Below are 24,820 nucleotides of genomic sequence, written 5' to 3' on the forward strand. Positions count from 1 at the left end.
TCCAAAATATAAGGAAATATTGAATAAATTTCATATTTATTGCTTGACTAGAGCATTGATAATTGGTTTTTTATTAACAAAAAGGAGAAATGATAATGTATTAAAAGTATTTTGTTCGAAGAGATACTTTAATATCTTCACTATTTAGTGTCGGATAATATGTAAAGTAATGAATGTTTTTTATATGATTTATACAATAAAAAATGGGTATTATCTATATAGATAGCTATTTATGTGAATTTCATGTAAAATAAGCCTTTATAATACTTTAGGGACGTGAACAAATTGATTAAAATTGAAATGCCAAAACCTGATTTAGTAATTCGTCAGCGTGAGCAAGTTTTAAAACAAGGAGAAGTGGAAATTACACCTTATTTCGGCTTTATTGATTTCCACAAAATTACGCGTGATAAAGGCGGAATTTTCTTCTTCTATAATGAGAAAAATGAACTTTTATTCGTTGGGAAAGCACGTAAAATTCGTCAACGCATTAAAAAGCACTTTGAAGACAATGTATCACCAATGAAAAACCATCGTGAAGAAATCAATAAAATTGAAGTATATGAAATTGAGGATCCAATGGAACGTGAAATTTACGAAACATACGCGATTAACCAATTCCAAGCTAAATACAATATCGATAAAGTATTCTTCGAACGTCTATAATCTCAAAAAAGCCTTGCCATTTATTTTAAATGGCAAGGTTTTTTATCGCGGTATTTTATAATCAAGCATTTCATTGATTTTCGATAGATCGTCCATAATACCTTTTTTCTGATTGGCAATGCCTTCATACCATTTGTTTAAAATGTCCTGCATACCTTGCTCAATCTCTTTTCCATCAGACACTAATTGAACCATCACATCGATAACCTTTGTTCGCTCTTCATAAAATTTAACTCGAGCCGGGAAATCTTTTCCGATGTTTTGCTTGAAAATATAGCCTAGTTTAATAATCCCATTATTCATCAATTGTTCCGAATAAAGTGTAGAACCAACAACCGCTAGACGTTCATTAAAATCCGGATTTTCCTTTATATAATTTTGCATCATTAAGCTCACTTCATCTGCAAAGGACTTCAATTTATTTCGTTGACCATCCAATAGACTTTTCGCTTCTTCAAAGACGTTTAGCATAGCCTCTGTATGATCAAGCATATTTTTCACTTTATTTAAAGGCTCTTCACTCGCACCATTTAAACGGACTTGAATGGTACGGTACACATACTGGCGCTGCAAGTAGGCCGATAGCAAAATAATCCCATTATAATTTATGCTTGCTTCGTAATGTTGTTCTGTAATCATAGTTTTATTTATCCCCCAACCCTTAACAATATACTCATAACAATACCATAGATTTTACGAGTTGAAAGTAAAAAATTCAAACTATTATAACTTTATTTAGCGATAATATGGGATTCTGATAGATTTTTTAAGTTTCACCCTTATACAATTACGATGAAAATTGCTCGATTAATGCATGAAATTCCCGCCAGTTTAATAGTCGTGTACATTCAATCCCTTGATTATATGACTGATTTTTAACGATGACTTTCGTTTTTGTCCCTGTTAGCGTATTTAAAACGGCCGGCTTATCATCAACATAGACATCAAGCTGTAATTTTTTTATAATATCAATTTTCTCATGATCTTTCATACCACAAAAAAAGCGCTCATTTACAACAGGAAATCCTTGTGCCTTTACCCACTCACGCGTTTGTTCACAATAGCCTTTCGGACGTGATGTAATATAGTAAATTTCATGCCCTTCTTCTGCTAAGGCTTGTAAAACCTCTTTCGCCCCTTCATAGCTTGGGCAATCTGTAAAATAGATATCTTCCATCGAATCATTCCACATTTTACTGCCTTCTTCATTCGTCATTCCAAATGCTTCATGAATTTCAACTGTCAGAATCTTATCGAACAGGTCCTCACCAATCGATTTGTTTAACTTCTTATTATATAAATGAAACGCATGTCGACGTAAATCAATTAGTGTATCATCAATATCAAAACCAAATTTCATTTTTCTCACCTAACTTAAAATAACAAAAGCATCTTGAAACTTTTGTTCTTTTTCGATTTGTAATGCTTGAATTTCTGCAATTTGTTTCTGGCGTTCGATAGCACAGCTATAATCAAATGGATTCTTTTGAAGAACCCATTGCGCTAATATATGAGCATCCATTAGTGAACTGTTTAAACCGAATGCTCCGGTTGGGGTCATTGTATGGACTGCATCCCCAATCAATATCACACCGTTTTTTTCCCATTGTTCTGTTGTTGTACTAAAAACATCAAGCAGTACAAAGTCACGCCAAGACTGTATATGCTCGTTGACTGAATCGGCTAATTGCGGAAATGCTTCTATTAATTTTTCAATAAATGGATGGAATAGCTGTGTTCGTAAAGACGGATAGCTTCCCTTTTCTATATTCCATCCGATTTGTACAAAACCGTTTGTTTGGGTAAAAAGCGATATTTGCATGCCATCTACGAGCGCCATCTTAATTGACGGAGTCCAGTTTTCCGGTGCCGGTATTCTTGCCCATAGTAAATCATAGCCATGATTATGAATCGTCACGTCCAAATTTGCCAATTTACGAATTGTTGAATGGCGTCCATCTGCCCCAATAATAAGCTGTGCATCTATTTGTATGACTTGATCGTCTTGAAGCGCCTTTACAGCTGTATAATGACCGTGTTCATCCTGTATAAGCTCTTTAACCGTCGTATTTAATAGATATTCAAAACTAGTATATTTTTGAGCTTGTTCGACAATCGCCTGTAAAAGGTGCGCTTGCGGTACATGAATGCCTAAATGTCCAATCGCTGGATCAGGGTAAACTGTATTGAATTTTTGCCCATCCATCCAATATTCCAATGTTTCCATTCGAAGTAACCCGAGCTCTTCAATCCGTTCGAATAATCCATACTGCTTTAAAACTTGCTCTCCTTCTTCATTTAAGTGCTCTCCCCTAAATGCTTTCGCAAAGCCATTTGTACGTTCCAGTAAAAGGACTGAAATATTATGCTCTGCTAAAATGCTTGCAAGTAACGTCCCACCTGGACCACCGCCCACAATGCATACATCCACTTTTCTATTCATCGGACTTCACCTTTTTAGGATAAGCGATAATGCGTAAATCTTCCCCAATTCGTGTCACTTCATCAAACTCAACGAGTGAAGCAAAATCAATTGTTTCAACATCGTCTCCGGTAAATGGTGTTATCGAATGTTTGCCGCCTAAGACTTTCGGGGCGATATAGACAATAAATTGATCGATGAAATTATTCCGTAAAAATGAAGCATTTACAGTACCGCCACCTTCAACCAATAAATGCGTAATTCCCTTTTTATATAATGCTTTTAAAGTTTCCTCCAAATTAAGACCCGTTGAATTTGCCGTTACTTGTATAATTTCAACACCTTGCTTTTCATATTGCTTAATGTCATTTTCGTTTGCATCGTGTGACGTCACGATAATAGTACGTGCTTCGGTCGTATTGACTATATGACCATTCAAAGGTGTTCTCAATGTACGATCCAACACAACACGGATTGGATTGCGACCTTGGCGATCTGCAAGACGGGTTGTCAGTTTCGGGTTATCATTGATCACGGTTTGGACGCCTACGAGTATCCCATCCACTTCATGTCGCAGTTCATGAACATCAGCACGTGCTTCTTCGTTCGTAATCCACTGGGAATGTCCATTATATGTAGCGATTTTGCCGTCCAAAGTCATTGCAAATTTTGCCACAACAAACGGCCGCTCTGTCAGCATATTATGGATAAAGCGTTCATTTAATTTTTGAGCTTCCTGCTGTAAAATGCCTACTTCTACCTCAATCCCTGCTTCCCGTAAAAGTTTAATTCCGCGTCCTGCTACTTCAGGGTTCGGATCTTCTGTGGCAACAACAACACGGGCAACTCCACTTTCTTTTACTAGATTTGCACAAGGTGGTGTTTTACCATAGTGGGAACATGGTTCTAACGTCACATAAATAGTAGCTCCTTTTGCATGGTCGCCTGCCATTTTCACTGCATGAACTTCAGCGTGTGGCTCTCCTGCTTTTCGATGAAGCCCTGTACCTACAATGACACCATCTTTCACAATGACAGCTCCGACTAGTGGATTCGGATTCGTATTCCCTTTTGCACTTGCCGCTAATTGGAGTGCCAGTTGCATATAGTCCTGATCTGTTTTCATATAATTCATTCCCCTTAAACTGTTAGCTTTTCAACTAAACCCATGTGTCCAGACTTTTGTACTTTCGTTTGCAAATACTGTTCATTTGTTTCGGTTAGGCCACCCCATAAAGGTATATGACCAGCCACTAGAAGCCCGCTTTTTTGCAAGGCGTCCAGCTTTTTCGGGTTATTTGTAATAAGTGTCACTGGTTTTGCACGGAGTACTTGTAATACACGGATGGCATCGTCATATGAACGAGTGTCATCTTCAAAGCCTAGTGCATGATTTGCCTCTACTGTATCAAATGCTTCCTCTTGTAATAAATACGCGAGTGATTTTGAAAACAAACCAATGCCGCGCCCTTCATGATCTGCCAAATATAATATTGCTCCACAGCCATGATCGACTATCATTTTCATAGATTCATGCAATTGGTAGCCGCAATCACAGCGTTGTGACCCGAAAATATCACCTGTATGACAAATGCTGTGCATGCGAATTAAAGCATTCTCATGATGTGTAAAATCGCCATATACTAATACCGATGATTGCTGCCCGAAAGCTAAATTCATCGATGGTATTGACTGTACTACCTGCTCTTTCGTTAAATCCTTCCCGACAGTAGTCCACGAATACCATTGGAAAGTCGCTTCAAAATCACCTTGTTTTATTGGTAGCTTTACCGGTCCAACAAGTGCAATATTTTGCAAATCGTCTCGACGGATAAGCTGAATTTTATCTTTTAAAATTGCCATTATATTTTCCATATATTATCACCTTGTTTCCTTTAAGTTACTTTACGTAACCTAGTTTATAATAATAAGTTAATAACGTCAAATAAACCGAAGCAATCTATCATATGATTGCTTCGGCTTTTTTGAAAGGGCTCTTAAAAATGATAATCCTCTATTTTCTTTACTTTATTTGCAATTAAACTTACAACTACAAATGTAAATAAAGATGCAAAAATAGGAATTGTCACCGAATGCATGCCGTATATATTTTCTGCAAAGCTATAAATAACAATATACAGCACTATACCAACAATCATCGAACTAATTGCTCCATATTTATTCGCCTTTTTCCAATAGAGTCCAAACACAACGCTCCATAGGAATGCTGATTCCAATCCGCCAAACGCAAATAAGTTCAGCATAATTAATAGTTCAGGCGGTTTTACGGCAAAAATAACGACTGTAATTCCAATAATTGTCGTTACCCAGAAGCTGCGATTTTTAATTTGTGTATCACTAGCTTTTGGATTGATATAATTTAAATAAATATCTTTCACAACAGTAGAGCTTACTAATATCAACAATGCATTAACCGTCGACATAATGGCCGCCATTGGAGCAGCAAGAACAATTCCTGCTAAAAGAGGTGGTAGTACTTCAAGCGTTAATAAAGGCATCACCTTATCGCCAACTTCAATCCCTGGCATTACAGGACGCGCAAATACACCGATTAAATGCATTCCGAACATAATTGTTCCAATTCCTATAGTACCAATTAAAATTGCACGATGTAAGCTTTTTGAATCTTTATAGCTCATTGCACGCACCGCAATTTGAGGTAAACCGATTACACCTAACCCGATTAAAATCCAGAACGTTGAAACATATAAAGGAGTTAAGTTTCCTGTTGCTCCAAATGGTGAAACTAAATTCGGATTTTCCGCAACCAGGCCTTGCATTATATTTTCTACACCGCCACCGGCAATTACAGTAGCAATCAATAAAATAACTGTGCCGATAATCATAATCGACCCTTGCAAGGCATCTGTTAATGCCACGGCACGGAAACCTCCTATGATTACATATGCTAAAACAGCCACTGCAAAAATCAATAATGCGTTCGTATAGGAAAGCCCAGTCAACGATTCAATTAACCGCGCCCCACCTACCCATTGTGCTGTCATCGAAGCAAACAGGAAAATAATGATACTTATCGCCGATAAAATAACAATCGTATGACTGTTATAGCGTTTCTTTAAAAAGTCGATTAATGTAATTGCCTCAATACGACGTGATACAATTGCAAATTTCTTTCCAAGAACCATCAGTACAAAATAGCCGGCAGGAAGCTGCGCCATTGCGAGCAATACCCAACCTAGACCCGTGTTATAAGCAACACCTGGCCCCCCGATAAAGCTTGATGCACTTCCGTATGTAGCCATCATAGTCATTGCAAGCAGGAAGCCACCCATTTCACGGCCGCCTAAAAAATATTCCTGCATAAAAGAAGTCGAAGTCCGAACTTGTTTATTTGACCAAATTCCTATTCCGAATATTACGATCAAAAATATGAAAAGTGGTACTATTACTTGCCAGTGAATCATTGATGCTTGTCCTCCTCTTCAAGTGAAATATCTTTGAAGAAAAGCTTCATCGCAAGCCAAATACAAATAATCATAAAAACTGTTCCAGCAATACAGCTATAGAAAAACCAGGCCGGGAACCCTAAAACATATTTATATTGAAGCGGATCGCCTGAACCGAGTCCATAAGCAAAACCATACCAAATCGAAAAGTTTATTATGACAAGAACAACTCCGATTAATGCTTCTTTATGTGCGATTTTAAAACGCTTATCCTGCACAGTAAACATCCTTTCTTTAAAAATCAATTTTACATTGGCAACTTGCTGAGATGCCCTACTTCAATCCTTCTACAAAAGAAGTTGAATAATCTTCTCTATCATACGTGGCAAAGCGTTAGAAGAAAAGACTTTCTATATAGAAATGTACAAATCTCACGAAATTCGCAAACAATATTATTAATTTCATCAAAAAAACGACTTCTAATTATAAATAGACGTCGTTTTTTCTTCCAATTAAAGTAATTCTTTTCGCAAGTCTGCTGGAGATTTAGGTGATAGTAAGCCAAACGGAATATCGAATACCGTTTTAGCTCCTTTATCTCCTTTAGCATGCAGTTTATAGGCTGCACGTGCATAGGCAACTAAAACACTCGATGTAAACATAGGATTTGATTCTAGATTTAATGAAAACTCTAAAATTTGTTTATCCCCTTCACCTGACTGACCAGAACGAATTACGAAACCTCCATGTGGCATACCTTGATGATTTTCATCAAATTCAATTTCTGTAATGAAATTTACAGACGTATCATAATCTGCAAAATAATTCGGCATTTCTTTAATTTCTGTTTCAATGACGTTTGCATCTGCGCCTTCTTCCATTACAACATAGCATTCACGAGCATGCTTTTCTCTCGTTGTCAGCTCTGGATTTTCACCATTACGGACACGATTCACCGCTTCTTTAATAGGTAAAGTATATTGGACTGCTTTTTTCACACCCTTAATGCGACGGACAGCATCCGAGTGACCTTGACTTAAGCCGTCACCCCAAAATGTATATGTATGACCTGCCGGCAGCACTGCTTCTCCCAACAAACGATTTAAAGAAAATAAACCCGGATCCCATCCAACTGAAATAATCGATACAGTATTATTCTTTTGCGCAACTGCATCTGCCGCCTCATAAAACGACGGAATATTGGCATGTGTGTCATAGCTATCAATTGTGTTAAACCATTGTGCAAAATGAGGTACTTGCTCCGGTAAATCTGTAGCAGAACCTCCACATAAAATCATGACATCAATTTGTTCTTTATATTTCGGTGCATCTTTCACTAAATAGACCGGTACATTCGCTGACTTTATGGCAACTGTACTAGGGTCTCGACGCGTGAAAACAGCTACCAATTCCATGTCATCATTCTGACTAATCGCTGCTTCTACCCCTCTCCCTAAATTTCCGTAACCTACAATACCAATACGAATTTTACTCATCATTACTTCCCCCTAGCTTTTACCCTATAATTTACATAGTTATGTGAATTCAGAATTTTCCACTGAATATTCTATCCATCATACATTTTCAATATTGTGAATACAATATTTTTCGATTATTCAACAAGTAAATGTCATCTTTTAAGTAATGCACGTTCTATTTCTTGAGAGAGTTTTCATTTTCTATTTAGTTCTTATTTTGGTATACTACTAAAGTAAATAAAAAAGATTATATGGGGGAAAGACATGAAAAAATTATCAGCAATAATGTTAGCGTTTGCACTAGTGTTTTCAAGTGTAGGTTCGACAATTCTATTCGCTAGCGATGCACAGACAGTTGAAGCAAAGTCTTATAAATCAGGGAAAAAAGGTTTCAGCAATAACAACAATAACAACACAAATATTCAAAAAAATAATAATGATGCTACAAACCCAACAACTGCCAAACAAAATAACGGCACAACTGCAAAAAAAGATACAAATACAGCATCTTCTAATAAAGGCGGTCTTATGAAAGGTCTTATGCTTGGTGGTTTAGCTGGACTATTATTCGGTAGTTTATTTGCCGGTATGGGAATGTTAGGCAACATTTTAGGCTTACTTATAAACGTTGCAGCAATTGCAGCAATCGTATTCTTCCTAGTTAAAATTTATCAGATCATTAAACGCAAAAAAGATAATGAGGTAACAGATACTTGGAAAAGCTAACATTACTTGAACAAGATTTAATTAATGCCGTATGTTTATTCCATGCAAAATTCAAAAATGTAACACCTGATGAAGTTGAAGTCGAGCTTATGTACGATGATGTAGCAGGCTATTCAGCAGAAGCATTCTATAATGGTCAGTTGGATGTATACAACTCAGTCAATTTCATTATGGCACTTCGTCTATACATCGACGAGCAACTAGGCCGCGACTCAATGTCAGCACGTATTTCACTCGACATTGATGATGAAGAAGGCATGGTTGCACGTGTTGAATTTTAAGAGATAGGGACAGATTGAGATATTTCTAATAAATAAGGAAAAATCTAAATTAAAGTTGATACTCTATGAATTGATTGGAGTGGAGGGGCGACTCCTACGGGAATAGCGTGACGTCTGAGACTACAGGCTCAGGCCACGCCCGTGGAAAGCGTCCCCGTAACGGAAATCAATTTAGGGATAAGCAGAAAATATCCATTTCCTCTTTGGGAAATGGATATTTTTCTTTTTATTAAATAAATAGAATGGCGCTTACCTGACTATTAAACAGTCGGTTGAGCTTCCACTTCCGGTGTGTACTTTGTCGTAAGCGTTTTGTAGCTTACGATAAATGCGATGAACGCCAGCACCGATGCACCTACTAAATAGATGGCAAGTATGGCGGCATTAGAAGATAATAATGAAACATCGCCTAATGAAATAACCGATTTAAAGCCTGATATCGAATACGTAAATGGTAAGAACGAACTTACTGCCTGTAAGTTTTCCGGCAACATCGGAATTGGTAAATTCGAACCTGTAATCGATAATTGCGCTACTACTAACACAAGTGCGACAAAGCGTCCGATATGACCTGCAACCGATACTAGGAAGAAGATAATTGACATGAATACAATACTTACAAAAATAGCGAATAGAATGAATAACAATACATTATCTACCGATAACTGTAATACTAGTAGCGTAAATACAGTAACGAGCACCGCCTGTATTGTTGCAAACATTGCTAATTGCATCCATTTACTAACGAACCAGCTTACCGCTGATTTTGGCAGTACTGCTGGCTTCTTGAAATCAACAAATAGTGATAATACAAGCATACCTACGAATAATGCTAACGATAAAATATACGGTGCTGTTGAATCACGGTAATATTCATATGGATTCACCTTCTCACCAGCTAGTACTACTGGTGAAGAGAACATCGCAATATTTTCATCGGTAATTCGTAATGACGCCACTTGATCACGTCCACCTTCTAAACCAGTAGCTAAATCAGATGAACCTGCTTGAAGACGATTAACTCCATCATTGATTGAAGTAACGCCCTCTGTCATCGTTTGCCAGCCTACAGCTACCGTTTCATTTCCAGTACTTATTTGTGTTAGGCCGTTTTTCAGGTTAGAAACACCTGCGCCCAACTGATTCCAAGAGCTTGTTAACGTTTGGTTACCATTGGCTACTTGTGAAGCACCACTAGCTAATTGAGTGGCACCTGATACTACCGCTTTTTGTCCGTTTACTAACTGACCCACTCCTGCTACTGTCTGGCCTTGACCTGTTACGAGTGCATCAATGCCGCCTACAATTGTTTTTTGGCCAACGATTGCACTTTCCAATCCTGTCGTTAAGCTTGGCATCGATTGTGCGATTTGTTGGGCACCATTATTTAAAGCGCTTGCACTCTGAACAGCAACCGGATAAATTGTCGCTAATTCTGTTAAGCCTTCACTTAAAGCCAATAAATTAGCACGATATGTTTCCAGGCCTGGTGCTTGTGCCAACCCTTGCAGAAGTTGTGCGCCTTGACCTAATTGCTCAATATCCGCTTGTTTTGATTGAAGAACTGTAGCCAATTGAGCTAAGCCATTAGCTAACCCCGGATTAGCTGCAGTTCCATCACCTATAGCAATTCCTGCATATAACTGATTCGCACCAGTTGATAGTTGTTGTAAACCATTTAATAAATTTTCCGAACCCGGCTGTAATTGTTGCAGACCATTATAAACCTGATTCGTTGCCCCTTGGATTGAAGTTAAGCCAGCCAAAACTTGTTCAGAACCGTTCTTTAGTTGACCTGCCCCGTTTGCTACTTCTTTCGCTCCACTAGCTAAACGGTTAATATTACTTGTCCCGCCATTAATAGCAGATAAAATTTGACCTGCACCATCATCGGCAGTTTTTGCACCAACAGCTAGTTGATTAATATCGGCTGATTTATCAGTTAATGATGATAGCAATGTGTTCGTGCCTTCAGCTAGCTGTTCTGTACCAGTTAGAATTTGCTTCGACCCATCTGCACCACTTGCAAATCCAGTCTCAATATCTGTAAATCTAGCAAATACTGTTCTGGCATAAGTTGCAGTAATCTTGTCCCCTAGTTGTTCACGAAGCTTTTCCACCGCACTATTCGTCACTTGGGCACCCATGAAATTTAAGCCTTCATTTTGGATGTATCGAAGCTCTGGTACTTGCGGATTTGCATCAAGTACTGTAGTTACCTTTTGTGAAAAGTCCTCAGGTACTTCCACTACTAAATAAAATTCCTGCTTTTCGAGCCCATCCATTGCCTCTTTTTCTGTAACGAAATGCCACCCCAATGATTTACTTTCCTTCAATGTTTCCATTAAATCATTGCCGACATTGATCGGTTGACCACTTGATACACCGCCTGCATCTTTATTGACGAATGCGACCGGCAAATTATCCAAATTGTCATATGGCCCCCATGTAGCAGAAAGCAATACAGCTACATAAACAATTGGAATTAACATAACGCCAATCAATGTAAAAAGTAATCCTTTGCGATTTTTGAGCGAACTTAGCTCTTTTCCGAACAACTGAAATGACCCCATAAAATCCCCCCTTTTTGAACTATTACTAATATACGAATGAATTAAGACTCATTACGTATATACATAAATATATTCTAAGTTTTTACATATTTCTACTATAAAATGTAAATATTTTCTCTATGGTACGTGAATTTTGTTCATATTGATATTCAAAAAATAGGACAAAGTAATTGTTATATAACAATCTATCATAGTATATTCGTCCATTTTTCAGAATATTCTATCTGCAATCATTATTTAACGATAAAATAATGATTCATTTTACATAATAATATTGCTAAAAAAAAAAATAAAAAAACCACTAAAATAGTCGCCTAAATTAGTGGTTTTTAAAATGTTTATTATTTTTCTTGTGTTGCAGCTGTGTCTACGATGCGACCTTCTGTTGTAAACTTAATTTCTTTCATTGATAACAGTTGTTCTTTTAAGTTTTCCCAATCAGATAAGCCTAAGTCTGTTACACGGCCGGCTTCGTATGCCTTTTTAAACATATTAAATCCGTCGCCACCTTTAGCTGTAAAGGCATTTGTTGCAACTGTATATGTTTCGTTATCCGCTACATCTACATACGCTTTTGTTGCTTCGTCATAGTATTTCAATGAAACGACACGAGATCCTACTTCCTTAGAAGAATCGTATTCTAGCTTAGCACCAGAAATGTGCAGGAAACCACCACTTTCTTTAGGAGCATCTTTTACAGAATGTTCAAATGCCTCTTTTAATTCTGCACCTGTAACGTCCATTAATGCTAGCGTATTACCAAATGGCAACACAGTAATTACTTGACCTGTCGTAATATTGCCTGCTGGGATAGCAGCACGAATTCCACCGCCATTTTGCATTGCCAATACTACTTTTTTATCAGTAAACTGTTTCGCTTTAGTAAGCATACCGTCTGTAATAATGTTTCCTAAAACTGTTTCACTGTTACGTACTCCTACTGTAACAGTTTCTGAAGTACGTGGACTTACTAACTCTTCCGTTAATGTAACCCCAATTTCAGTTGCAGAAATAGCATCCACTTTTTCTTTAAATGGTGCTAACATTTTTAAGCCTTCCGCATCATCCGCAAGTTTGCCTACCTCAATTAATTGTCCATCATGCTTAACGATGACACCCTTTTCATCAAAATCAACATTTAATGTACCTAGGAAACCTGCATACTCTTTAGCCTGTACGATTAATGTAGCATCCTTTTTCTCGCCAACAGTATTTGTATCAACAATAAATGGTTCTTTTAATTCTGTATGTGTGTGACCACCTACGATAATATCAATTCCTGGCACAGATTTTGCTAGAATTTGGTCATTATCATATGCTGCATTGTCATCGAAACCAATATGTGTAAGCGCGATAATTTTATTTACACCTTTGTCTTCAAACGCTTTTACCGCTTTTGTCGCTTCTTCGATGTAATCTTCGAATACGATACTACCTGGAGATGAAATATCCTTTGTTTCAGCAGTTGTTAAGCCGAAAATACCAACTTTTTCGCCATTCACTTCTTTAATCATACCGCTGTATATTTTGCCGTTTTCTGGCTCACTTGATACTAAATCTGAGAACATACCAGTAAATAATGCATCTTTTGAAAAATCAACATTTGCAGTTAAAACCGGGAATTGTGCCGCTTTAATAAAGTCAACTAGCGCTTTATGTCCTTCAGGTGAAGAGCCTAAATCAAATTCATGATTCCCTAATGTAATGGCATCAAACTTCAATGCATTAATGAAAGGTAGATCAGCTTGTCCTTCAAATTCATTGGAGTATAATGTCCCACTAAAAATATCCCCTGCATGTAAAAGCAATGCATCTGGATTTTTAGCACGTTGCTCATTGACTGCTGTCATTAGTTTAGGGAACTCTTCAACACGTCCATGTGTATCGTTAACATGCATAATTGATAATTTATAATTATTTGTTTCTGGTTCTGGAGTTGGCTCTGGCTGTGGTTCTGGAGCCGGTGTAGCACCTGCTAACATCGTTGCTAATACGCTTGAAAGTTCTCCACGCGTAAGCTGTTTTGTTGGATTGAACACTACTTTTGCTTCAGTTAATAATGCTGTTACATCAACTGGATAAACGGCAGAAACATTTGTTAGAATTTTTGCGAATTGACTATGTGTAATTTTATCTGCTGTACGGAATGTACCGTCTTCATAGCCATTTACAAAGCCTGTTGCGACTAATGCTGCGATTTGGCTGTAGTATTGATTCGAAGTTTCGATATCTTTGAAGTTTGGATTTTTTACGTTTGTAGTATCTAGTTTCAATGCACCTGTAATCATCTTAGCTGCTTGTCCACGCGTAACAGTTGTATCTGGCTTGAATGTACCATCTCCAAAGCCTTTTACGACGCCGGCAGCTGTTAATGCATTAATGCCCTCAGCATATGGATGATTCGCACTTACATCTGTAAAAATTGCTTCTTCTGCTAAAATACCTGTTGCGCCTACAGCTACTGCGGTAAATGCCGCTAAAGCTGTTGCTGAATACATTCTCTTCTTCATTAAAAAACCCCCAATAATTTTTTACCTACCTTTTGATAGTAGCTGAATATTATAAAAATTTCTACATTTTCCGGAAAATTAACGTAGAATTAACAAAATATTGAGTTTTTTTGTAAGAAAATTTTTTAGCTTTCCATTATTGTCACTTAATTACTCGAGCTTAATAGTCAAGGCAACCGAGATATTCGCCACTTAACATCCTTTTTTCGTCACCTTTATTTTTTTCGTCACTTCAAAGCACTTATTCGCCAGTACAACTCCGGTATTCGCCACTTAAAATAATATATTCGCCAATTTTGAGTGTTGGGCGATTTATTCGCCATTAGTTTTGAGATATTAGACATTTCATTCCACTTAATCGCCACTTCGCACAGCTTAATCGTCAATACAACCAAGATATTCGTCACTTAACATCTTTTTTTCGCCACTTTTATTTTTATTCGACACTTCAGAGTACTTATTCGACAGTACAGCTCCAGTATTCGGCACTTAAAGACTGTTAGTATAATTTTATATATACACTCCCAAAAGCTGGTCGATCGAGACTTTTCTTCATAAAAAAAGTAGCACAAACCAGGTTAATGGTTTGTGCTACTTTTGTTAATCTGTTTATTTATTGAACAGTATTATTGTTGTGCAGCTTTAGCACGTAATACCATTTGTAGGATACCACCGTGACGGTAGTAGTCTACTTCTACTTCTGAGTCGAAACGAGCTAACGCTTTGAACTCAGTTACTTTACCTTCTGGAGAAGTTGCAGTAACAGTTAGGATATCGCGTGGTTTAACATCATCAGTTAAGTTAACGTCGATGATTTCGTCACCTTTTAATCCTAATGAATCAGCAGAATCGCCATCCATAAATTGTAGTGGTAATACGCCCATCATTACTAGGTTAGAACGGTGAATACGCTCATAAGATTGTGCGATTACAGTTTTAACGCCTAATAAGAATGTACCTTTAGCAGCCCAGTCACGAGATGAACCCATACCGTAGTCGTTACCAGCTAATACTACTAAGCCAGTACCTTGCTCTTGGTACTTCATGCAAGCATCGTAAATGTACTCAACTTCGCCTGTTGGCCAGTAAGTAGTGAAACCACCTTCTGTACCTGGAGCGATTTGGTTACGGATACGGATGTTCGCGAATGTACCGCGCATCATAACTTCGTGGTTACCACGACGAGATCCGTAAGAGTTGAAGTCACGGATTGCAACACCGTTTTCGATTAAATACTTACCAGCTGGTGTATCTTTACCAATCGCACCTGCAGGAGAGATATGGTCAGTAGTGATAGAGTCACCGAACTTAGCCATTACACGCATTCCAGCTAATGTTTGGATAGCATCTGGCTCTTTAGAAAGACCAGTGAAGAATGGTGGGTTTTGGATGTAAGTTGATTTTTCATCGAAAGTATATAAGTTTTCAGTTGAAGTTTCGATTGCATTCCAAGCTTCGTTAGCAGTGAATACTGTTTCGTATTCTTTTTGGAATAATTCACGAGTAACAACTCTATTTAATACTTCATTAACTTCTTCAGTTGATGGCCAGATGTCAGCGAAGAATACATCTTTACCGTCTGGAGTTTGTGCGATAGCGTCTTTTTGTAAGTCGATATCTACAGTACCAGCTAAAGCGTAAGCAACAACTAATGGTGGTGAAGCTAAGAAGTTAGCTTTTACTAATGGGTGTACACGGCCTTCAAAGTTACGGTTACCTGATAATACAGAAGTTACGAATAAATCGTTTGATTTGATTGCTTCTTCTAATTCAGGTAATAACGGACCTGAGTTACCGATACATGTTGTACAACCGTAACCTACAGTGTTGAAACCGATTTGGTCGAAGTAGTCTTGTAAACCTGACTCTTCTAGGTAACCAGTTACTACTTTAGAACCTGGTGCTAAAGAAGTTTTAACCCACTTAGCAGGTTTGATTCCTAACTCAACCGCTTTTTTAGCAACTAAACCAGCAGCTAATAATACGTATGGGTTAGAAGTGTTTGTACAAGAAGTGATGGCAGCGATTGCTACAGCACCTGCTGGAATTTCTAAATCGCCTTCTGCAAATTTAGCAGTTGATGTTTTAGAGAATTCTTCTTCTGTTAAACCGAAACCTTGAGTACCTTGTGGAGCTACTACTGATTCACGGTAAACACGTTTCATTTCAGTTAAAGGAATTAAATCTTGTGGACGTTTAGGACCAGAAAGGTTTGCTTCGATGTCCCCAAGGTTAATTTCTATTACGTCTGTGTATACTGGCTCAATAGAAGCATCAAAGAACATGTCGTTAGCTTTTAAGTAAGCTTCAACAACAGCAATATGCTCTTCGTCACGGCCAGTTAAACGCATGTATTTTAATGATTCTTCGTCAACTGCGAAGAAACCACAAGTAGCACCATATTCTGGAGCCATGTTAGAGATTGTTGCACGGTCAGCAAGTGGTAAAGCAGGTACGCCAGGTCCGAAGAACTCAACGAATTTGTTTACTACGCCACGAGCACGTAATACTTGTGTTACTTTTAATGCTAAGTCAGTAGCAGTTGTACCGTTTGGTAATTCGCCAACTAATTTAACACCGATAACATCAGGAATTGGGAAGTAAGATGGTTGACCTAACATACCAGCTTCAGCTTCGATACCACCAACACCCCAACCTAGAACACCGATACCGTTGATCATAGTTGTGTGAGAGTCAGTACCTACTACTGAGTCAGGGAATGCTACTAAACCTTCTTCTGTTTCGTTAACGTGTACGATTGGAGCTAAATACTCTAAGTTAACTTGGTGTACGATACCTGTTGCAGGTGGTACAGCACGGAAGTTATCATAAGCAGTTTGAGCCCATTTTAAGAAGTTATAACGTTCAGCGTTACGTTCGAACTCTAAATCCATGTTCGCTTGTAAAGCTGCAGCGTTACCGTATTTGTCTACTTGTACTGAGTGGTCAATTACAAGGTCAACTGGGATAGCTGGGTTGATTTTAGCTGGGTCTCCACCCATTTCTTTCATTGCAGAACGTAATGAAGCTAAGTCAACTACTACTGGTACACCAGTGAAATCTTGTAATACAACGCGTGAAGGCTTGAATGGTACTTCAGCTTCTTTGTTGTGAGAACCGAATTTTGCTAATTCGTTTACATGCTCTTCTTTAATTACATAGTTGTCATATTGACGTAATACTGATTCTAATAATACTTTAATTGAGTAAGGTAGGCGTGAAATTTTTGCGATACCAGCTTCTTCAAGAGCAGCTAAACGGTAGTAGTTGTAAGTCTTACCGTTCACTTCAAATGAAGCACGACTGTTGTGTAAGTTTGCCATTTTTTGTGTTCCCCCTAGTTTTTATAATCGAAAAGGTTATAAAGCTCTTTTCTCCACACTCAATAATAGCGCATTTTTATACATAAGTAAATTGCATTATTATTATCTTTTACAATAAGTTTTAATTATGACCTATCGGAAATACATATTTATTCTACAATATTATTTAGAAATCCTATGTCGTTAGAAAGTTAGCCTCACACTATACTTACCAACAATTTCCTTACCAAAATTAAATCCTATTTATATGGAAGGTTTTGATTGCTTCATAACACTTTTTTCACAAAATTCATTATAGCAGTAAAACAAAAGTTAACCTAACTTTATCCACCGCTGTATGAATATTGATACGATACTCCGTAACTTTTCATGTCGATTTGCAAATTTCAAATAGAAGTAAAGTGTTTTGCTTAAATTTAATTGATTAGTTCTTGCTTTATACCAAAGTGCACTGTACCCCTGCGAGTAAGCAGCTGCTTCCAGCTGGTCAAAAAGCTGTTCAAACCATTCAATGAATAAATCTTCCTCAATACCCTTTACTATCAAAGCGTTAATGACATTGCAAAAACGTTCGTCTTCATCATCAATGAATACATAGTCTTTCCATAGATTTGCACGGATCGCCTGCAATATTTGGAAAGTAAAGCGAATTGAATACTCGGGGTGTTCGATAATTGCACATAAGAGCTCACACGCATTTGCAACACTATGCGCCCAACCGGACTGTAAATTAACATAGCTGCGTAGATCCTGTTCCTTCATTAATAAATCAATCGCATTTTGTGTGATCTGTTCGAGTTGTTCCTTATTTAAATAAGAAAGTTGTCGATCAGCATTTACAATTGCCGCCAAATACAGGGCAGAATATGACCGTTGGAAAACAGCGCCTGTCCCACTTTCACCAATATTGGAAAGTAGACCTTTATCCGCAAAAAGATGATCGACAAATTGATTAATCATCTTTTCGCTTAGCGCATTTTCCGATAAAAGTTGGATAAACAAACGATAATTTAACTTGTCTCGAATGGCAGCATCTTCTTTGCCAACTCCGTCCAGTAAATTTTCCACAATGGTAGGATTCAACTGAATATAATGTTTTCGTTCATCTACCGACATTTCAAATAATTCATCATAATCTTCCACTAACAAAAAAACGCCCCCTAAATCATATACCCATTATTATCTATACCATTGTAAGAGACGGTAAGCTTTTTGACTAGGAGAACATACGCAAATTTGGAAAGGGATGATTTCATAACACCAATTCGCACCTATAGAACGAACGCATCACCAGCTTCAAATAGTTCATTTACTTCAATGACACGATCTGAAAATTTTTGGACGACATTTAAATCAATTGCATTATATAAATTTGTTAAAACAACAGCTGTACATTCGAATTGTTTTTTCTTTTTTAATTGATTAAATTCTTCGACAAATCTTGTTGGCAGAAAACTCGAACCATCCGTAACAAACAATAGATCCGCTTTATTGAACTCACTTTTCAATAAAATATTTAACGATTCACGAAGTGGTAACTCGTAATTCGTACCGCCACCTAGGAAGCTATTGCTGAATTGGATTAAATCGTCGGTAGTCGCTTGACCTTTTCTAAAAAATACGACTTCTCCTAAATTGGTTGCAAATGGAACAATGGCAAAGTCTCTTTTTTGCTTTTTGGCGATTGTTAATAGTGCAATACAAAATGCTTTGCTTTGCTCTTTTATCGATGTCATGGAACTGCTTTCATCAATACAGACAATAATGGGTCCCTTCCCTTTACGTGCTTTCCCTTTCGTACCAAATACGAAGGTCTGCTGTTCACTTAGTCGTTTTAAAAAATCCAGCTTACTTGGCCTCATCATATAATTGGCTAATTCGAGCGGTAGTATTCGCGACACTTCATGTCCAATTGAAATATTTCGAAATTCCATATTTTGCTGATTTTTCATCTTTTGTTTTTTCATGGCGATTTTTTTAAAACGACCAACTAAGTCGGCAATTCGTTGCAGTTCCTTTCGCTGCCCAATAAGTGATGCTAGCTTAAATTGTTCCGACAAAGGTATGTTTTCAATTTTTTTGCCGTCCATTGTACCGACTGTTCGAACCGCTTTTTTTGTATTGCGGATTTTCTTTTTATTTTCCTGAAGCATCATACTAATCGAAGTTTTTCCAAGCTGTTGAATATGCGCTTTCATTTGTGCAGTATTGCCGGTAATATCCTGGACGCTCTGTTGGGAATTTTTTGCATACGTTTTATTATTTAAAAGCTCTAAATTTTGAAGTAGCTGTTCCGCAATACTGATTGATGTAAGGACGCTTAATAAATCGTCTCCTTGTGTCAAAGTGTGCCATTTTGCATATTCGTCATTTTTCAGTAAATGTTGGATAAATTCATATTGTGTATCACCGACATGATTTATATTCCCTTTTAAGATAGGCTCTTTATGATAAAAGGCATACCAGCAATCCCCAATTAAATTCGTAAAGCCAGCTATCTTCTTTTCTCCTGCTATACAGCAGTCATTTAACCTTGCAGCCATTTTTAAAAGCTCATTAAACCGTACTTTATAGCTCCCACCTATTTCGAAAACCGAACGATTATACAAAACAAGTACGTTACTCAAACACCGTTCACCACCTTAAAGCTTTGATTAAAAGCCGATAACATCCGACGTAATTCGGAGTAATTGTTTATGCATTTCCGTTTTTAAACTTTGTAATTCCGGACGGTTAGGCATTTGGCGATTCATATTTTGAACTTCCATAAATAATGTTTTCCCCTGTAATAATAATTGGCTAAGTTCTGTTTTTGCTAATGGTGTCCTATGAAGTAATGTAGTCTGTGCAGTCATCATAATCATTTCGAATTCAGTTGTCGTACGTTGAATAAATGCATCGACTGTATCGAAAGCAACTTCATGAATAATTTCTTTAGCAGTGTTTTTTTGATCAATTGTTTCCCATAAAACATTCGCCATAATCGCTAAATCTTCTCTAACAACTTCGGTTCTTTCAGCTAAGTAAGCTTTAGCCTTTAAAATGGACAGCGACTGTTTAAACCGGCGATCAGAAGGTCTAATCCCCTCATCCTGCAATGCTTGACGAATTTTAGCAATTATTTTTAAGATTCCATCCGAAACAACAATTTGGGCTGCTCTTCCCTGATGTTCATACAGCTCTTCCAGCGACATTTTTGAAACGGTCTTATCAGTTTGATCCTTTAGCATGGAGATGAATGAATCCTCATCACGAATATAATCCACCTCATAGCGAAGTAAGAAGCGGTCAAATAACGCTTCCAGTCCTTCCCCTTCTTCTATATATTCATTGGAGGAGCCTACCATCGTTAAAAGAGGAGAAGGAACGGGCACCCCGTTGTTATAATAAACCCGCTCATTAATCAGTGTTAGCAATGAATTTAATATAGCTGAATTCGCTTTGAAAATTTCATCGATAAAAGCAAAATGCGCTTCCGGAAGCATATTTGTAACATTCCGCCTATAAATTCCCTGTTCCAAATCTTTCAATGACAGCACACCAAATAACTCTTCGGGTGTACTGAAAGGTGTGAGCAAATGCTGAAAGTAGCGACTTTCATCGACAATGGAGCCAAGCATGGACGATAAGACACTCTTACCTGTACCCGCTGGACCTATAAATAACACATGTTGTTTAGATAATAGCGCAATTAATAACGCTTCGATTTCTTCCTCTCTATCATAAAAACACTCATTTAATTGTTGTTGTATTATTTGTAATCTTTTTACCATATTACACTCCCTTTTCTTCTACTAAGAAATCTGCAATGTATGGATTTTATGTATTACTCTACATAATAAATTTCACTTCCTAACTGATTTTTAAACCTATTTTCTTGAATTTGACATGTCTTTCATTTAATTGGAGGAATAATTCAGTTCGTTTCATACTACTTTAAATAGTAGCAACTGAAACAATTTTTTAATGTAAATTTAAAACTAAATGATTATTTTCGTTATTTTACGTGAACATATTACATATAGCATGTTTTGCAGGAGGAATCGTATGGTGATAGTAAAAGTGTCTACTTCATTTTTTTCAAAGGTTAAAACAATCAGCCGAGCAGTTCAAAAGGCAACGAATGACGATATAATCGTCGTTAATGCCGGCAAATATAAAGAGACGTTAACTTTTCTCGACAGTAAAACGATTACTGCTAAAAGTGCAGGAACCGTTGTCATTGAAGGTGCGATACTCATTGCTAAAGAGGCTGTCGTTACTTTTGAAAACATGACCATTCAACCTACGTCTCAAATTTTTGTGGAAGGTCAATTGATTTTAAAAAACTGTGTCGTTCAAGGGGGGCTAACAAATGTCCTAATCGCAATGAATGGTGGCACCGCGCAATGTGAAAAAACTCATTTCAGAGATGCCACAGATATTGGCATAACACTTATTTCAGACAGTAAAGCAAATTTTGAATACTGCCATTTTGAACGAAACAAAAAAGTGCATCTACTCGTAGAAAACTCCACTGTCCATCTGGAAAATTGTGAGCTATCTAAAGGAAATCAAGCCATTTGGGCTAAATCGAAATCCAATGCCTTTTTAAATAATGTAAAAGTCCATCACCATACAGGTACGCAAATTGTCGTACAGGACCATTCGCTACTGGATTTGAAAGAATGTGAGATAAAGCAAGGCGAAGGTAATGGTATATATGCATCGGAACATTCGAAAATTCATCTCGCTCAAACTATCGTTCATCATCATACCCTTCCTCAACTATGGATTCAAAAAAGCACATTGAACGTAAGCGAGAGTCAAATACAGCATGGAAGTGAATCGGGTATTATGCTGCGAGAATATGCGGAAGCAACGATTTCCGATACTTTAGTATCTTTTCATAAAATAGCAAATGTACAGCTCACTTTCGAATCTTTGCTGAATATGACAAATAGCGAAATATTCAATTGCCAGGGTGTAGGAATTCAATTAAAGGAAAAATCGATTGCAAACTTTATCGATACAGTTTTCGCGCACAATGTACTACCACAACTATTCATCACAGAAAATTCAATATGTACATTAAAAAGTGTAACGATTGAGGATGGTAAGCAAATTGGTGTCTTTACGGAGAAAGGGGCATCGTGCTCCATTGTATCCAGTACAATTACAGGCCATAAAAATGCTGCACTTACAGTAATCGACGCAGAACTTTTTTTATTGAATACAACAATTCATCACAATAATGGGAATGGATTATTTGCGGTTAATAATGCTAAGACGACAGTAGATAACTGCCAATTCAATCATAATGACTTGGCGCATATTGCAGGAAAAAACAATAGTTCGATTCATATTAGTCATAGTGAATTGATCGGAGGAAAAAGTATTTTTGTTATTGACCATTGCCAACTGGACATTATCGATTCCATTATTAAGGATGGAACAGGCGCTCAAATAGAAATGATTGATCATATAAATGCTAATATTCAAAATTCCAAAATCATTGACGGGCAAACGAACGGCATAATAGCGATGAAAGATACATCGGTGCATATTATGGAAAGTCAAATTTCCTCGCATAAAATGCCACAGATAATCGTCAATGATAGTTCAATCATTTTTAAAAACAGTGAACTCTTGGAAGGCGAACGGAATGGCTTTATTATCAAAAATCATGCCGAGGCACTTATTCAGGATTCATTCATTTCCAATCACGGCTATCCGCAAATATGGATTGATTCGGAATCTACCGTGGAACTTAAAGCAACACAGTTAACAGAAGGTCGCGAATCGGATATTTATGTGCAGAACAACTCTGTTTTGCATGCGACTAACTGCATCATTCAAAATGCAAAGTTCAATTTTAATATTCAGGCAGTCAATTTTTCTAAAATTTATCTCGCTGAAACAATGGTAGACAATTCGTTTGGCTCGAAATTTTACAGCGAGAACAACAGTCAGATTACTTACAACATGGATGAAATAAGCTAAATAGCATGCTACCTGTATGTTAAAAAACGTCAGGTAGTTTTTTTGTTGATTCGTTTCCAGGTGCTCTCTCCTTCATAATAAATCCAAGTTAAATAAGGTTTTAGGTTGCATCTCAACCAATTTATGAGAAAATAAATTGTTGGAAAGGAAGTATCGAACTAAAATGACTACATTAGAAAAACAAAATATTACGACAAGCTACGACCCATGGGAAGCCTATATGGATATAGAAAAACATGGTAAGTTGACTTTATCAAATATTGAATTTACTACAACTACATTATGCAATATGCGCTGTGCACACTGCGCTGTTGGCTATACATTACAGACAAAAGATCCCGATGCTTTACCAATCGACTTAATTTTAAAGCGGTTAGATGAAATTCCTCATCTTCAAACAATCTCGATTACAGGCGGAGAACCAATGATGTCACGCAAATCTGTGCGTGAATATGTTTTACCGCTTTTAAAATATGCGCATAGTCGCGGTGTCCGTACACAAATGAACTCCAATTTAACAATTGATGGTGAACGCTACCTCGAAATCGCACCATATCTGGACGTAATGCATATCTCCCATAACTGGGGTACGATTGAGGAATTCGTTGAAACGGGCTTTGCCATGATGGAACGAAAACCGACATTTGATCAACGCGCTGCTTTATTTCAACGGATGATTGACAATTCTAAAATGCTTGCTGAAAATGGTGTAATGGTATCGGCTGAAACAATGTTGAACAAAAAAACATTGCCTTATTTAGACCATATCCATAAGCAAATTGTAGAGGAAATGAAATGTGCGCGTCATGAAATTCACCCGATGTATCCATCAGATTTCGCCAGTGCCTTAACATCGTTATCACTTGAGGAAACGCGTGAAGCGATTCATCATTTATTGGATAATCGTGATGAAAATACTTGGATGCTTTTTGGTACTCTTCCCTTTTATCCGTGCAGTAAAACCGAGGAAGACCAAAAATTACTAGAACGATTACGCAACGCTCCGAATGTAACGATGCGTAATGACCCGGATGGCCGTTCACGTTTAAATATTAATATTTTCACGGGTGACGTTATCGTGACAGACTTTGGCGATACACCGGCTTTAGGTAACATTAGCACTGATTCTTTACCAGCAATCTTTGATAAATGGCTCGAAACGGATTTAGCAAAAAGCCTAAACTGTCACTGCCCTGCCGTAAAATGCCTCGGCCCCAATGTGCTCGTTAAAAACATGTATTATCAGGACGAACAATTTATTAGTGGTTCAGTAAAATAACCGAGTTAATAACTGAAATCAATTTGGGAATAAATGCAGAAAAATATCCATTTCCTTTTTTGGAAATGGATATTTTCGTTGTGTCCAAATGCTTATTAACTCAGTTGAACTTTTAAAAGCTATTGCACCATCTTGGTCGCATGATATTATAG

Annotated in this window: 19 protein-coding genes; 5 read left to right on the plus strand and 14 right to left on the minus strand. The window is 37.3% G+C overall.

The genetic code is table 11. From position 1 onward, the window contains the following. Window positions 1–285 precede the first annotated feature (285 nt). The gene (locus SNE38_RS16965) at window positions 286–666 is read left to right on the plus strand and encodes a nucleotide excision repair endonuclease (RefSeq protein WP_191703447.1); all 381 of its coding nucleotides are present in this window, start codon (window positions 286–288) and stop codon (window positions 664–666) included. 42 nt (window positions 667–708) lie between these two features. Here the strand turns inward: SNE38_RS16965 and SNE38_RS16970 are convergent, their stop codons facing one another. From SNE38_RS16970 to SNE38_RS17005, 8 genes are all read right to left on the minus strand, one after another. After that, window positions 709–1,305 carry a transcriptional regulator gene (locus tag SNE38_RS16970; RefSeq protein WP_191703448.1) on the minus strand — a complete coding sequence of 199 codons (597 nt, stop codon included), beginning with the start codon at window positions 1,303–1,305 and terminating at the stop codon, window positions 709–711. Window positions 1,306–1,453: 148 nt separating this feature from the next. Then, complete coding sequence (locus SNE38_RS16975; protein WP_191703449.1) at window positions 1,454–2,026, minus strand: 5' nucleotidase, NT5C type; 573 nt, start codon at window positions 2,024–2,026, stop codon at window positions 1,454–1,456. Between the two features lie 9 nt (window positions 2,027–2,035). Next, window positions 2,036–3,109 carry an FAD-dependent monooxygenase gene (locus SNE38_RS16980; RefSeq protein WP_191703450.1) on the minus strand — a complete coding sequence of 358 codons (1,074 nt, stop codon included), beginning with the start codon at window positions 3,107–3,109 and terminating at the stop codon, window positions 2,036–2,038. Continuing rightward, window positions 3,102–4,214 (minus strand): bifunctional diaminohydroxyphosphoribosylaminopyrimidine deaminase/5-amino-6-(5-phosphoribosylamino)uracil reductase RibD, encoded by a 1,113-nt coding sequence (gene ribD, locus SNE38_RS16985; protein ID WP_191703451.1) that lies wholly within the window; start codon window positions 4,212–4,214, stop codon window positions 3,102–3,104. The genes SNE38_RS16980 and ribD overlap by 8 nt, the downstream gene beginning before the upstream one ends. A 14-nt stretch (window positions 4,215–4,228) precedes the next feature. Beyond that, window positions 4,229–4,963, minus strand: a complete 735-nt coding sequence (locus SNE38_RS16990) for a GTP cyclohydrolase II (RefSeq protein WP_191703452.1) — start codon at window positions 4,961–4,963, stop codon at window positions 4,229–4,231. A 122-nt stretch (window positions 4,964–5,085) separates the two neighbouring features. After that, on the minus strand, window positions 5,086–6,531 hold the full coding sequence (gene panF, locus SNE38_RS16995; RefSeq protein WP_336046960.1) for a sodium/pantothenate symporter: 1,446 nt from the start codon (window positions 6,529–6,531) through the stop codon (window positions 5,086–5,088). Next, window positions 6,531–6,794 carry a YhdT family protein gene (locus tag SNE38_RS17000; protein WP_336046944.1) on the minus strand — a complete coding sequence of 88 codons (264 nt, stop codon included), beginning with the start codon at window positions 6,792–6,794 and terminating at the stop codon, window positions 6,531–6,533. Before SNE38_RS17000 ends, panF begins: the two co-directional genes overlap by 1 nt. Before the next feature lie 234 nt (window positions 6,795–7,028). Continuing rightward, the gene (locus SNE38_RS17005; protein WP_336046945.1) at window positions 7,029–8,012 is read right to left on the minus strand and encodes a diaminopimelate dehydrogenase; all 984 of its coding nucleotides are present in this window, start codon (window positions 8,010–8,012) and stop codon (window positions 7,029–7,031) included. Between the two features lie 246 nt (window positions 8,013–8,258). Between SNE38_RS17005 and SNE38_RS17010 the strand changes: the two genes are divergently transcribed. Beyond that, window positions 8,259–8,720: a hypothetical protein gene (locus SNE38_RS17010; protein WP_191703454.1), complete on the plus strand. Its 462-nt coding sequence runs from the start codon at window positions 8,259–8,261 to the stop codon at window positions 8,718–8,720. After that, window positions 8,708–9,001 (plus strand): YxcD family protein, encoded by a 294-nt coding sequence (locus tag SNE38_RS17015; RefSeq protein ID WP_336046946.1) that lies wholly within the window; start codon window positions 8,708–8,710, stop codon window positions 8,999–9,001. Before SNE38_RS17010 ends, SNE38_RS17015 begins: the two co-directional genes overlap by 13 nt. Before the next feature lie 260 nt (window positions 9,002–9,261). On the opposite strand, the gene SNE38_RS17020 is transcribed toward SNE38_RS17015, so the two are convergent. The 6 genes from SNE38_RS17020 to SNE38_RS17045 all read right to left on the minus strand — a co-directional run bounded on the left by SNE38_RS17020 (window position 9,262) and on the right by SNE38_RS17045 (window position 21,180). Further along, on the minus strand, window positions 9,262–11,574 hold the full coding sequence (locus tag SNE38_RS17020; protein ID WP_191703456.1) for a YhgE/Pip domain-containing protein: 2,313 nt from the start codon (window positions 11,572–11,574) through the stop codon (window positions 9,262–9,264). Window positions 11,575–11,915: 341 nt separating this feature from the next. Further along, the gene (locus tag SNE38_RS17025; protein WP_336046947.1) at window positions 11,916–14,084 is read right to left on the minus strand and encodes a 5'-nucleotidase C-terminal domain-containing protein; all 2,169 of its coding nucleotides are present in this window, start codon (window positions 14,082–14,084) and stop codon (window positions 11,916–11,918) included. Window positions 14,085–14,710: 626 nt separating this feature from the next. Next, entirely contained in the window at window positions 14,711–17,407 is a 2,697-nt protein-coding gene (acnA, locus tag SNE38_RS17030; RefSeq protein ID WP_336046948.1) for an aconitate hydratase AcnA, read from the minus strand. A 312-nt stretch (window positions 17,408–17,719) separates the two neighbouring features. Further along, the gene (locus SNE38_RS17035) at window positions 17,720–18,550 is read right to left on the minus strand and encodes a DUF2785 domain-containing protein (protein WP_336046961.1); all 831 of its coding nucleotides are present in this window, start codon (window positions 18,548–18,550) and stop codon (window positions 17,720–17,722) included. A gap of 128 nt (window positions 18,551–18,678) precedes the next feature. Further along, on the minus strand, window positions 18,679–20,034 hold the full coding sequence (locus SNE38_RS17040) for a vWA domain-containing protein (RefSeq protein ID WP_336046949.1): 1,356 nt from the start codon (window positions 20,032–20,034) through the stop codon (window positions 18,679–18,681). A 27-nt stretch (window positions 20,035–20,061) separates the two neighbouring features. Continuing rightward, complete coding sequence (locus tag SNE38_RS17045) at window positions 20,062–21,180, minus strand: AAA family ATPase (RefSeq protein ID WP_336046950.1); 1,119 nt, start codon at window positions 21,178–21,180, stop codon at window positions 20,062–20,064. Between the two features lie 274 nt (window positions 21,181–21,454). On the opposite strand from SNE38_RS17045, the gene SNE38_RS17050 reads away from it, so the two are divergent. Together SNE38_RS17050 and yfkAB are read left to right on the plus strand one after the other, a co-directional pair. Further along, a complete protein-coding gene (locus SNE38_RS17050; RefSeq protein WP_336046951.1) occupies window positions 21,455–23,389 on the plus strand; it encodes a right-handed parallel beta-helix repeat-containing protein in 1,935 nt (644 codons plus the stop codon). A 163-nt stretch (window positions 23,390–23,552) separates the two neighbouring features. After that, window positions 23,553–24,668, plus strand: coding sequence for a radical SAM/CxCxxxxC motif protein YfkAB (gene yfkAB / locus SNE38_RS17055; RefSeq protein ID WP_191703462.1), 1,116 nt, complete (start codon window positions 23,553–23,555; stop codon window positions 24,666–24,668). The last annotated feature ends 152 nt before the right edge of the window (window positions 24,669–24,820 follow it).

The organism is Solibacillus ferritrahens (genome assembly GCF_037027585.1).
Taxonomy (GTDB): Bacteria; Bacillota; Bacilli; order Bacillales_A; family Planococcaceae; genus Solibacillus; species Solibacillus ferritrahens.